Source organism: Vibrio gelatinilyticus (genome assembly GCF_022836845.1).
Classification (GTDB): domain Bacteria; phylum Pseudomonadota; class Gammaproteobacteria; order Enterobacterales; family Vibrionaceae; genus Vibrio; species Vibrio gelatinilyticus.
On sequence record NZ_JAJNNZ010000002.1, the window covers coordinates 221,795 to 234,831 of the forward strand.

Below are 13,037 nucleotides of genomic sequence, written 5' to 3' on the forward strand. Positions count from 1 at the left end.
TCGCACAGAATAAAGCGTGATAATCATTGGCGAAACGCTTTTGTTAGTAAGGAATCGAGCTGTTTTTTTTCATTAGAGTTCAGCTTGCAGCATAGCTTAGTTGCAATCGTTTTATAGATTTCAATCTCAGACAATAGCGATTGTTCTGCTTTGGCGGTTAACCTGACTCTTTTTACCCGAGCATCATCAGAGCAGTTAACCACCTCCACTAACTCCTTACACTCTAGGCGCTTTACCATGTTACTTGCAGATGGTTTCGATACATTCATTTCCAGCGCAAGATCGGTCAGTCGTATCGACTTTTTAGACAACTGAATGCTCTTAAGATAATCGTATTCATTAAAGCTCAGATGCGCGAGGGGATCGTGACTCTTCGATACTCTCCACACCTTAGCGGTCAGACGTTCAATTTTTTCCAAATTGCTTTCAATAGTCATTGGCAAGCTCAATTAGTTAGCCTGGCTAACTATATTATGCCAATAATCGCACTTATTCAAAAAAAAAAGACACCGGCTTATTGACCAGTGTCTTTTGAAAAAATGGATAAGTTCAACTCTATTAGGTCGTGATTATCTCGTTAGCTTTCGCTATCAGCAGCCTCTTTTTGAGCTTGCTCTTCTTTGGCTTTTTGCAACTGCTCAGCTCTGACTTGCTCGAAAATTTTTGTCAGCTCCAAAAATGCGTACTTATGCTCAGCGTAATCAAAAACGTTTTGTGCGATCGCTAATTTATACATAGATACCGCAGCTGCATATTGGCCCTCAATTTGGTGCCTTTTTGCCAGGTAAAAATACACTTCTGTGAGACGTTCAGCCAGAACCGTGTTATCTCTACTCCCAGCTAACACAGCTTTGAAAGCTTCTTCCTCTGTGATGTTGTTGAGAGTCAAGGCCACTAGTATCCAGCCCCAGTCATCGTTTCGAGCTTGATAACGTTTCTCTAGGGTTATCGAGGCTTCCATCGGGCCCACTTCACGAGAGATAATGTAGAGCCATAGCGCTCGATAAGGGTCCGTTGGGTTTTCTTTGTAATACGTTGTCATACCTTCGATGGCTAGAGGTAGCCTATCTCCGTAATAAAGCGCTATCGCTCGATTACGCAGGGCATAAGAATTGGCGGGATCAAGCTCTAAACTCGAATCAAATGCTTCATAAGCAGAGTCGAAGTCACCGATTTGTGTAAAGTACTGACCAACCTGGTTAAATACCACAGATTGAGCAGGGTTCAATTGTAATGATTGATTAAAATCGAGTTGAGCCAGATCTCTTAACCCTAAGCTGTTGTAGTACGAACCTCGCTCAAAGTGCATTTTTGCTCGTACGTTATCTTCAAGATCAGTGCGCTGCAACAGCTGGCTTAAACGCGCTACTTGGATTTCATATTGCACGTTGGCTTGCAATGGGACGGCCATCGGTGGATTTAACCACTGTTTGTCCATATCTGCCGAGTTTGATGCACATCCGGTTAAGGTAACTAGAAGGCCTAAACTAAAAAACTGAAACCACTTCACGTATAACTCTCCTTATTAACGCGCACAAAAAAGGGGGCGACTGCCCCCTCTTTATAGCACGCTTTGATGCTTAGTGTATGAGAAACACTAATTATTCTGCGCTTGGCGCTGCTTTTTCTTCTGCAGCTGGAGCTTCAACGGCTTCTTTCATGCTCAGACGTACACGGCCCTGACGATCAATCTCAAGTACTTTAACTTGAACTTCTTGACCTTCTTTCAGGTAATCCGATACCTTCTCAACACGCTCGTTCGCGATTTGAGAAATGTGTACTAGGCCATCTTTACCTGGAAGAATCGTAACGAAAGCGCCGAAGTCAGCAAGACGGGCAACTTTACCAGTGTAGATGCGACCCACTTCAACTTCTGCTGTGATCTCTTCGATACGACGGATAGCTTCTTTCGCTGCAGCGCCTTCAGTAGCTGCGATCTTGATAGTACCGTCGTCTTCGATTTCGATAGTTGTACCCGTTTCTTCTGTTAGAGCACGGATTACAGCACCACCTTTACCGATAACGTCTTTGATCTTCTCTGAACTGATCTTCATCGTGTGGATACGAGGAGCGAACTCAGAGATATCTTCGCGAGCACCAGAGATAGCGTCATCCATAACAGATAGGATGTGCTTACGAGCACCTTGCGCTTGGTTAAGAGCAATTTGCATGATCTCTTTCGTGATACCTTCGATCTTGATATCCATCTGCAGTGCAGTGATACCTTCGTTAGTACCCGCTACTTTAAAGTCCATGTCACCCAGGTGATCTTCATCGCCAAGGATGTCAGAAAGAACAACAAAGTCGTCGCCTTCTTTAACAAGACCCATTGCGATACCCGCAACAGACGCTTTGATTGGTACACCAGCATCCATAAGAGCCAGAGAAGTACCACATACAGAAGCCATAGAAGAAGAACCGTTAGATTCTGTGATTTCCGATACAACACGTACTGTGTACGGGAATTCATCAACAGACGGCATTACAGCTTGGATACCACGCTTAGCCAGTTTACCGTGACCAATTTCACGACGCTTTGGTGAACCCACAAAGCCAGTTTCACCTACACAGTATGGAGGGAAGTTGTAGTGTAGAAGGAAGTGGTCTTTCTTCTCACCCATTAGACTGTCAATGATCTGAGCGTCACGTTGAGTACCCAAAGTCGCAGTCACTAGCGCTTGAGTTTCACCACGTGTAAACAGAGAAGAACCGTGAGTACGTGGAAGTACACCAGTACGAACGTCAAGCGCACGAACCATGTCTTTTTCACGACCATCGATACGTGGGTTACCCGCGATGATACGGCTACGTACAACGTTTTTCTCTAGAGAACCAAGCATGCCGCGGATTTCGCGCTCGTCTTGCTCTTCATCTTCAGCCAAAATGGCTTCAACAACGTCGTTCTTAATTGCGCCAACTTGCTCGTAACGAGCCATTTTCTCTGTGATTTGGTATGCATCAGAAAGACGAGTTTCAGCAAGCTCAGCTACTTTAGCTTTTAGCTCTGTGTTGACTTCAGGAGCAGTCCAATCCCAAGATGGCGTGGCTACTTCAGCAGCAAACTCGTTGATCGCTTTGATCACAACTTGTTGTTGATCGTGACCGTAAACAACAGCAGAAAGCATCTCTTCTTCTGATAGATTATCAGCTTCAGATTCAACCATTAGTACTGCGCCTTCTGTACCAGACACAACGAGGTCTAGTTTAGAATTTTCAAGCTCAGTGTTTGACGGGTTAAGTACCAATTCGCCATCGATGTGACCAACACGTGCCGCACCAATTGGGCCATTGAAAGGAACGCCAGCAATCGCTAGTGCTGCTGATGTACCAATCATAGTAATCATATCTGGGTTTACGTCTGGGTTGATAGAAACAACCGTAGCGATAACCTGAACTTCGTTTTTAAACGCACTTGGGAATAGTGGACGGATTGGACGGTCGATAAGACGAGCCGTTAGTGTTTCCGCTTCAGAAGGACGACCTTCACGCTTAAAGAAACCACCTGGGATTTTACCTGCCGCGTAAGTGCGCTCTTGGTAGTTAACCGTCAATGGGAAAAAATCTTGACCCGCTACCGCTTCTTTTTTCGCGACAACCGATACAAATACAGAAGTGTCATCCATTGTTGCCATAACAGCAGCAGTTGCTTGACGAGCCATAACGCCAGTTTCTAGCGTTACTGTGTGGTTGCCGTATTGAAACGACTTAACAACTGGTTTTTCGAACATTGTATTTCCTTTTATCCAGAACATTCTGGATTGAGTGTTGATTGGCTCAAGGCATCACATATCGCGACTAGTGCAAGTCGCCTACAGACATAGCTTCTAGGTATCGCCACCTAGAGGGCAATGTACAAGCTGACTTGGAATAGTCGCGACCTAATGGTCGACTAATTGGACTGCAATGCAATGAGTGAAGCATTAGAACCGGTCAATCGGTTCCAACGGGACGTAGTATAAACTACTTAATGCAATTTATGCTAATAACAGCGAAATTTAGGCGTCAAAAAAGGGGCATATAGCCCCTTTTATACAAACTGTTCTATGCAGACGCTGATTAGCGACGTAGACCTAGACGTTTGATTAGATCTTGGTAGCGAGCTAGATTTTTACCTTTTAGGTAATCTAGAAGCTTACGACGGCTAGAAACCATACGTAGTAGACCACGACGGCTGTGGTGATCGCCTTTGTGTGCTTTGAAGTGACCTTGAAGGTGGTTGATAGAAGCGGTAAGTAGAGCTACTTGAACTTCAGGTGAACCAGTATCGCCTTCACTTTGAGCGTATTCAGCAACGATTGCTGCTTTAGTTTCTGCATTCAGAGACATAATTCTCTCCTAATAAGAGTAAGTTTAATAGTTGTAGCAGCCAATCTCTGATTCAGCCGCTACGCGAAGCGCGAATTATAGGGAAGTTTATCTAAGGGTGCAATAGTTAACGGGTGTTAAAATAATAAAGGCAAGTAGATTTAAGCTAACCCACCCTTTAACTTATCTCGACAGCCAGCCGTTTATTCTATTTCCTCAGAGAAAACAACTAAGCGCTTTGGAGCCACTTTTCCGTTACTATCAATCGTCGCGACACCAATAAATAACTTCTCGTCACCACTGGTCATGCGCACGGTGCCTTCTAATGGTGCGCCAGAAACTTGAACGGGCATACCATGTTGAACCAGGTCGGTCAGTTCCTCATTCATGTTCACTTCAGGCAAGTCTTCTACTGCAGTATCCATTGGCATAAGCAGTGGATCAAGAAGCTCTCTTGGTGCAATTTCATCACGTTCAGCTTGAGCCAATAGCTCATTTAGCTGCTCTAATGTCACCATTTTCTCATACGGATACTTTGCGACTCCAGTACGACGTAGGTAAGTGACATGCGCACCACAACCGAGCATTTCGCCAAGGTCGTCAGTAATGGTTCGAATGTAAGTCCCTTTTGAACAATGGACTTCCATTTCAATCTCATCGCCTTCAAAGCGAAGTAACTCGATTGAATAGACTGTGATTTTGCGAGACTCGCGCGGAACCTCAACGCCTTCACGGGCATACTCATATAGCGGGCGACCTTGATACTTCAATGCTGAAAACATAGAAGGAATTTGATCGGTTTCACCTTTAAAGCTAGCGACACATCGCTCAAGTTGCTCGCGCGTTACGTTCACGTCACGAGTTTCAACGACTTCACCATCAGAATCAGACGTATTGGTACGCTCGCCAAGCTTAGCTTTCACAACATAACGTTTATCTGAATCCAATAAGAACTGAGAAAACTTCGTTGCTTCACCTAAACAAATAGGCAGCATGCCGGTCGCTAAAGGATCAAGCGCACCAGTATGACCGGCTTTTTGCGCAAAATAGAGTCGCTTAACTTTTTGCAAAGCATCGTTTGACGAAATCCCGGTTGGCTTATCAAGCAAGATAACCCCATGAACTGGACGACCTTTACGACGACGAGCCATTACTCTTCGTCCTCGCGACCTGCTTCTTTTTGTTTGCGCTTGTCATCACTCAATACTTCGCTAACGAGGTTAGACATACGCATACCCTCGACCAGTGTATTGTCGTAAGTAAAACGCACTTCGGGCGTTAAACGTAAACGAATACGCTTACCCAGCATCATACGGATCTGAACCTCATGTTCTTTCAACGCTTCAAGGCTCGATTCTGGTGTTTGCTCACCCACACAAAGGAAAGTGACAAATACTTTTGCATAAGCAAGATCACGTGACACTTCGACATCAGAAATCGTCACCATACCAATGCGGGAATCACGAACTTCACGCTGTAAAATCAGCGCCAATTCTTTTTGTAATTGCTGCGACACGCGCTGCGTGCGGCTAAATTCTTTTGACATTTCTTTTCTCACTATAGGAAAAATGGGGGGCTTGCGCCCCCCATGGTGTATTCAACAACCATTACTACTAATTAAAAAAGTCAGCAGCAATTTTGTCAATTAATCTAGAGTACGTTTAATCTCAACGATTTCGAATACTTCGATTTGGTCGCCTACGCGAACATCGTTGTAGTTCTTAACGCCGATACCACACTCATAGCCGTTCTTAACTTCTTGAACGTCATCTTTGAAGCGGCGTAGAGATTCTAGCTCACCTTCGTAGATTACAACGTTTTCACGAAGAACACGGATTGGATTATTACGCTTAATTGTACCTTCTGTCACCATACAACCCGCGATTGCGCCAAGTTTAGGAGACTTAAATACATCACGTACTTCTGCAAGGCCGATAATTTCTTGCTTGAATTCAGGAGCAAGCATACCGCCCATTGCTTGTTTCACTTCATCAATCAATTGGTAGATGATCGAGTAGTAACGAAGATCTAGGTTTTCAGTATCAATCGCGCGACGAGCCGATGCGTCAGCACGTACGTTAAAGCCTAGAACAATCGCATTTGAAGCCGCTGCAAGTGATGCATCCGTTTCAGTAATACCACCCACACCAGAGCCTACAATATTCACTTTCACTTCATCAGTCGAAAGTTTCAATAACGAGTCTGAGATAGCTTCAACAGAACCTTGTACGTCTGCTTTAAGTACTACATTTAGCTCAGCAACGTCACCAGCTGTCATGTTAGAGAACATGTTTTCTAGTTTCGCTTTTTGTTGACGAGCCAGTTTCACGTCACGGAATTTACCTTGACGGTAGTTCGCAACTTCACGAGCTTTACGCTCATCGCGTACAACTGTAGCTTCATCACCTGATGACGGTACGCCAGAAAGACCTAAAATCTCAACTGGAATAGATGGACCCGCTTCAAAGACTTCTTTACCAACCTCATCACGCATCGCACGTACACGGCCGTACTCTTGACCACAAAGAACGATATCGCCCTTACGTAGTGTGCCTGACTGTACAAGTACTGTTGCTACCGGACCACGACCTTTGTCTAGGAACGATTCAACCACAACACCAGAAGCCATGCCATCTGCAACTGCAGTCAGCTCTAGAACTTCAGATTGAAGTAGGATTGCTTCTAGAAGACCGTCGATGTTTGTACCCTGTTTTGCAGAGATATGAACGAAGATGTTCTCACCGCCCCACTCTTCAGGGATTACGTCGTATTGAGCAAGCTCATTCTTAACGTTGTCTGGGTTTGCACCTTCTTTATCAATTTTGTTGACCGCGATAATCAAAGGTACACCTGCCGCTTTCGCGTGCTGGATAGCCTCGATTGTTTGTGGCATTACGCCATCGTCTGCAGCGACAACAAGAACTACGATATCTGTCGCTTGAGCACCACGAGCACGCATAGCTGTAAACGCAGCGTGTCCCGGAGTATCAAGGAAGGTGATCATACCGTTGTCAGTTTCAACGTGGTACGCACCAATGTGCTGGGTAATACCGCCCGCTTCTCCAGACGCAACGTGTGTGCGACGGATGTAATCCAGTGTTGATGTCTTACCGTGGTCAACGTGACCCATGATGGTAACAACTGGAGCGCGAGAAACCGCTTCTGAGGTTGCATCACGATCAGATAGAACAGCTTCTTCAAGTTCATTCTCTTTACGAAGAACGACTTTGTGCCCCATTTCTTCAGCCACTAGTTGTGCCGTTTCTTGGTCAATCACTTGGTTGATAGTCGCCATAGCGCCCATCTTCATCATTACTTTGATGACTTCTGTGCCTTTAACAGACATTTTCTGAGCCAGTTCAGAAACAACGATAGTCTCGCCAATCACTACATCTTGCTTAGCAACAGACGCTGTTTTGTCGAAGCCGTGCTGCATCGACGTTGGCTTAGCTAGCTTGCCACGTTTACCACGCTGGTTACGACCACCGCGTCCGCCACGGCTATCATCTTTATCTTGCGTAGATTTTTTCTTACGTCGACGAGGTGCTTTTTCTTCACGACGATCTTGCGCGTCTTCTGCTTCACGAGCGTAAGTCGATGTTGTCGTATGATAGTCAGCTTTCTCGTTTTCTTTTGACTTTTTCTCTTCTTCAGACCAACGAGTAGCGTTTTCTTCAGCGAGTTTACGAGCTTCCTCAGCTAGTCGTGCAGCTTCAGCTTCAGCTTTACGCTGTGCTTCTTCTTCTTGACGACGTTTTAAAGCTTCAGCTTCTTTCTTCGCATTGTCGTTTACATCAGAGTTCTTTGCGTTCATTTCTTTCTTAGCCTTTTCAGCTTCCACGCGTTTAGCTTTCTCATCAGCGTTACGTAATTCCTCTTTTTCACGTTTCGCTTTTTCTTCCGCTTCGCGTTTTGCTTTTTCTGCAGCTTCTAGTTTAGCTTGCTCTTCAGCTTCACGTTGTGCACGCTCTTCTGCCTCGCGATTTGCTGCTTCCTCAGCTTCACGCTTCGCTTGCTCGTCAACTGAACTGCGTTTTACATACGTGCGCTTCTTACGCACTTCGACTTGGACATCTTTGCTCTTACCGCCACCGGCAGCCACAGAAAGTGTGCTACGGGTTTTACGTTGAAGTGTTAGGCGTGTAGGCTCAGTTTCTCCAGATGTATCACCATGCTCTTTCTTCAAGTGAGTTAATAATGTTTGTTTTTCATCATCGCTCACTTGATCGCTTTGAGATTTTTTCAATCCAGCATCAGCAAGTTGTTCAATTAAGCGTTCAACTGGCGTACCAATCTCTTCGCTTAGTGCTTTAACCGTTAGTTTTGTCATACAACTACCTCCTTGCTGAATATTATTCTTCTTCGCCGAACCAACAGATGTTACGTGCAGCCATAATAAGCTCGCCTGCGCGTTCTTCTGTTAATCCTTCAATACCTTCTAACTCATCGACACCTTGGTCAGCTAAGTCTTCTAGTGTAGTAACACCTTTTGTTGCCAGTTTGAACGCCATTTCGCGCTCTAAACCTTCAAGACCAAGTAGGTCTTCTGCTGGCTCAACACCTTCAAATGACTCTTCTTGTGCTAGTGCAATTGTTGTCAATGCATCTTTTGCACGGCCACGAAGCTCTTCAACGAGTTCCTCGTTTAGGCCGTCGACTTCTAGTAACTCAGCAACTGGAACGTACGCAACTTCTTCTAGAGTTGAGAAGCCTTCTTCGACCAACAGTTCTGCGAAATCTTGCTCGATGTCTAGGTACTTCATGAAGTTTTCAATAGAAGCAACAGATTCTTCTTGATGCTTCTTCTGAAGATCTTCTACCGTCATTACATTTAGCTCCCAACCTGTTAGTTGCGATGCCAAACGTACATTTTGACCACTGCGGCCGATAGCTTGCGCTAAGTTGTCAGCTTCAACGGCGATATCCATTGCGTGAGCGTCTTCATCAACGATGATTGATGCAACATCTGCGGGTGCCATTGCGTTAATAACAAATTGTGCTGGGTTATCATCCCAAAGCACGATGTCGATGCGTTCGCCACCTAGCTCTCCAGAGACAGCTTGTACACGAGCGCCACGCATACCAACACACGCACCAACTGGGTCAATGCGTCGATCGTTGGTCTTCACAGCGATTTTTGCACGAGAACCAGGATCGCGAGCGGCACCTTTTAGTTCGATTAGCTCTTCGCCAATTTCAGGCACTTCGACACGGAATAGCTCAGCCAGCATTTCTGGCTTAGAGCGAGTAATAAACAGTTGGAAACCACGCGCTTCAGGACGAACTGCGTAAAGAAGACCACGTACACGGTCACCTGGACGGAAGTTTTCACGAGGTAACTGATCATCGCGTAAAATAACAGCTTCAGCGTTATTACCCAGATCCAGAATAACAGTGTCGCGATTTACTTTCTTGACAACACCTGTAACGAGGTCACCTTCGTTATCGATGAACTGTTCTACGATTTGAGCACGCTCGGCTTCACGTACTTTCTGTACGATCACTTGCTTGGCCGTTTGCGTCGTAATACGGTCAAATGTGACAGACTCAATGTCGTCTTCGATATAGCCACCCAATTCGATGCTTTCGTCATCGAATTTAGCCGCTTCGATAGAAATCTCTTTCGTTGGATGTTCAACTTCTTCAACCGCTAACCAACGACGGAATGTATCAAAGTTACCAGTCTTGCGATCGATTTCTACGCGAACTTCGATTTCCATTTCATATTTTTTCTTTGTCGCTGTCGCCAATGCGATTTCCAGCGCTTCAAAAATTCGTTCACGAGGGACAGCTTTCTCGTTAGAAACCGCCTCTACTACCGCTAAAATTTCTTTATTCATTATATCTAGCCTCTTCAGACTTAAAACTTAGGGATTAGGTTAGCTTTAGAGATATTGCTAAGTGCAAACTCTTCATTTTGTCCATCGACAACAACAGTGATGGTTTCGCCTTCTACAGCTTGAATCACGCCGCTCCACTTGCGACGGTTTGCCACTGCCATTTTGAGAACAATACTAACCTCATGACCGACAAATTGTTGATAGTGCGCTGCTTTAAAGAGCGGTCTTTCAAGTCCTGGTGAAGATACCTCTAGGTTATAGGCCACAGAGATTGGGTCTTCAACATCCATTACAGCGCTGACTTGGCGACTCACTTCTGCGCAGTCGTCGACATTAATACCATTTTCATGATCGATAAAAATTCGCAGCGTTGAATGCTCACCGGCACGAATAAACTCTAACCCAACTAGCTCATAACCTGATGCCTCTACTGGCGCTTCAAGCATTTCAGTAAGTTGTCTCTCTAAACCAGTCATTTAACCACTCCAGAAACAAAAAAAGGGCTAAAAGCCCAATTTAAACCCCAAGCATATTATCTGTGATAAAAGTAAAAACACAGATAACAAAAAACCCCGATCGTCGGGGTTTTTCGTTGCTGGACCCTTTTCATTAAGAGTAGAACATTTTTTGTTCTTTTCTTAATGTGCAACACAGCTCGCGTTGCTAAACTTGTAACCCAAACAACAGTTGGAGAATTGGTTGCGGGGGCCGGATTTGAACCGACGACCTTCGGGTTATGAGCCCGACGAGCTACCAAACTGCTCCACCCCGCGTCCGACTGCTGAGCATTATACGCTCAACAGAATGTATTACAAGTTTATAAATAATGGTGCCGAGAGAGGGACTCGAACCCTCACACCAAAGGCACTAGCACCTCATGCTAGCGTGTCTACCAATTTCACCATCTCGGCATCAAAAGCGACTAGCGCTTATTGAGGAATTTCGTCACCACTTTCGGCTGGAAGTTCACTCATTACATCCTCAGCTTTCTTCTCAATCACTTGACCTTGTGTTGGGTCAACCCATTGAGACTCAGTTTTTTGAGTAGAAAGATTACCCAAAACTAAGCTCAGAACGAAAAAGACGATTGCAAATAATGCTGTCATTCGGGTTAAGAAATTACCAGAGCCACTAGCACCAAACACTGTGTTTGACGCGCCAGCACCGAATGAGGCTCCCATGTCTGCGCCTTTACCTTGTTGAATCAGCACAAGACCGATTACACCGACTGCTGCCAACAGGTAAATCACAAGTAGAACTGAAAACATTTTTCCACCTATGTTCCAAATTGTTGAGCCAGCGCCGCTTCCAAGGTTTAGTTTGAAAACCTGGCTATTGACCTCCGATACGAGGCGGAGGCAATACTAGCGAATGCACGACGGGCTGACAAGAGAAAAATTACAAATTTATTGCTCTTAAGGTTTGAACGCTCAAAAAAAGGGCAAAAACATACGTTATATCGCGAATTTCAACACGATAAGCCGGTGATAATATCAAATAACCTAAGCCCACCTCAAGCTTCAAGGAGGACTTAAGTCTATTTGGCATTGTCGACTAACAGTTATCTTTGACAACTTGAGCGATGTATTCCGCCGACGAAGTCACTAGATCCGCATCCTCACCTTCTACCATGACTCTTAACAAAGGCTCGGTTCCTGACTTACGCAGTAACACTCGCCCTTTTTCACCCAGTTTAGACTCCATCTTCACCACAGCGTCTTTTACGGGTTGCGCGTCCAGTGGATTACTGTCTCCGCTAAAGCGAACATTAATTAGAACTTGAGGGTAAAGTGTCATACCACTTGCTAATTCACTGAGCGTCATCTTCGAGTCAACGACCGAAGCCAAGACTTGAAGTGCCGCCACGATGGCATCCCCAGTGGTCACTTTATCGAGCAGAATCACATGCCCTGAATTCTCCGCGCCGATCCTCCAGCCTTTTGCGAGTAGTTGTTCCATAACATAGCGATCACCCACGGCAGCACGAACAAAAGGGATCCCCAATTGCTTGAGACCATTTTCCATTCCGAGGTTTGTCATCAGAGTGCCAACCACACCGCCTTTGAGTTCACCACGGCGCAAGGCATCACGAGCGATGATGTAAGCAATTTGATCACCATCCACTTTGTTACCATGCTCATCAACCATGATAATTCGATCACCATCCCCATCGAAAGCCAGACCTAAATCTGCTTTTTCAGCGATAACGCGCTCTTGAAGGGCCCGAACATCCGTCGCTCCCACTTCATGATTTATGTTTGTTCCATTCGGCTCTGTGCCCATTGTGATGAGCTCTGCGCCCAGTTCAGAAAACACCGAAGGGGCAATATGGTAAGTGGCACCATGAGCGCAATCGACCACAATTTTTAAGTGACTTAAGCTCAATTCGGAAGGGAAAGTGCTCTTACAGAACTCAATGTAACGACCTGCAGCATCGTTTAGGCGACTTGCCTTACCCAACTGAGCCGACTCAACACATTCGATGTCTTTATCCAACTCTGCTTCTATCGCCAACTCAACATCGTCTGGCAATTTCGTGCCTTCAGACGAGAAAAACTTAATCCCATTATCGTAGAAAGGATTATGAGAAGCTGAGATAACAATACCTGCTTCAGCGCGAAATGTTTGCGTGAGGTACGCAACCGCAGGTGTTGGCATCGGGCCGGTAAAGATCGCTTTGAGTCCTGCAGCGGCAAGACCAGCCTCTAATGCCGACTCCAGCATGTAACCTGAGATACGGGTATCCTTACCTATAATGACTTTCTTGGTGCCTTGCTTGGCAAGTACACGTCCGGCAGCCCAACCTAGCTTAAGTACAAAATCGGGGGTAATTGGGTATTGACCCACTTTTCCACGAACACCGTCTGTACCAAAATAACGTCGCTGTGACAT

General features: G+C 45.4%; 11 protein-coding genes and 2 tRNA genes. All 13 read right to left on the bottom strand.

Features of this window, described 5'->3' with window-relative positions:
- Window positions 1–23: 23 nt before the first annotated feature.
- The 13 genes from LNL84_RS03140 to glmM all read right to left on the bottom strand — a co-directional run bounded on the left by LNL84_RS03140 (window position 24) and on the right by glmM (window position 13,037).
- A complete protein-coding gene (locus LNL84_RS03140; protein WP_244355213.1) occupies window positions 24–437 on the bottom strand; it encodes a MarR family winged helix-turn-helix transcriptional regulator in 414 nt (137 codons plus the stop codon).
- 140 nt (window positions 438–577) lie between these two features.
- Window positions 578–1,510: a lipoprotein NlpI gene (nlpI, locus tag LNL84_RS03145; protein WP_244355214.1), complete on the bottom strand. Its 933-nt coding sequence runs from the start codon at window positions 1,508–1,510 to the stop codon at window positions 578–580.
- Window positions 1,511–1,601: 91 nt separating this feature from the next.
- On the bottom strand, window positions 1,602–3,728 hold the full coding sequence (pnp, locus tag LNL84_RS03150; protein WP_244355215.1) for a polyribonucleotide nucleotidyltransferase: 2,127 nt from the start codon (window positions 3,726–3,728) through the stop codon (window positions 1,602–1,604).
- A gap of 328 nt (window positions 3,729–4,056) precedes the next feature.
- A complete protein-coding gene (gene rpsO, locus LNL84_RS03155) occupies window positions 4,057–4,326 on the bottom strand; it encodes a 30S ribosomal protein S15 (protein WP_005598021.1) in 270 nt (89 codons plus the stop codon).
- Window positions 4,327–4,508: 182 nt separating this feature from the next.
- Window positions 4,509–5,456, bottom strand: coding sequence for a tRNA pseudouridine(55) synthase TruB (gene truB / locus LNL84_RS03160; RefSeq protein WP_244355216.1), 948 nt, complete (start codon window positions 5,454–5,456; stop codon window positions 4,509–4,511).
- Entirely contained in the window at window positions 5,456–5,851 is a 396-nt protein-coding gene (gene rbfA, locus LNL84_RS03165) for a 30S ribosome-binding factor RbfA (RefSeq protein ID WP_244355217.1), read from the bottom strand. Before rbfA ends, truB begins: the two co-directional genes overlap by 1 nt.
- A gap of 99 nt (window positions 5,852–5,950) precedes the next feature.
- Window positions 5,951–8,635 (bottom strand): translation initiation factor IF-2, encoded by a 2,685-nt coding sequence (gene infB, locus LNL84_RS03170; protein ID WP_244355218.1) that lies wholly within the window; start codon window positions 8,633–8,635, stop codon window positions 5,951–5,953.
- Between the two features lie 22 nt (window positions 8,636–8,657).
- Window positions 8,658–10,145, bottom strand: a complete 1,488-nt coding sequence (gene nusA / locus LNL84_RS03175; RefSeq protein WP_244355219.1) for a transcription termination factor NusA — start codon at window positions 10,143–10,145, stop codon at window positions 8,658–8,660.
- 20 nt (window positions 10,146–10,165) lie between these two features.
- Window positions 10,166–10,621: a ribosome maturation factor RimP gene (gene rimP / locus LNL84_RS03180; protein ID WP_244355220.1), complete on the bottom strand. Its 456-nt coding sequence runs from the start codon at window positions 10,619–10,621 to the stop codon at window positions 10,166–10,168.
- 220 nt (window positions 10,622–10,841) lie between these two features.
- A tRNA-Met gene (locus LNL84_RS03185) sits at window positions 10,842–10,918 on the bottom strand.
- A 54-nt stretch (window positions 10,919–10,972) separates the two neighbouring features.
- Window positions 10,973–11,056: transfer RNA gene (locus LNL84_RS03190), tRNA-Leu, on the bottom strand.
- Between the two features lie 18 nt (window positions 11,057–11,074).
- Window positions 11,075–11,413: a preprotein translocase subunit SecG gene (gene secG / locus LNL84_RS03195; protein WP_244355221.1), complete on the bottom strand. Its 339-nt coding sequence runs from the start codon at window positions 11,411–11,413 to the stop codon at window positions 11,075–11,077.
- Between the two features lie 286 nt (window positions 11,414–11,699).
- A complete protein-coding gene (gene glmM / locus LNL84_RS03200) occupies window positions 11,700–13,037 on the bottom strand; it encodes a phosphoglucosamine mutase (RefSeq protein WP_244355222.1) in 1,338 nt (445 codons plus the stop codon).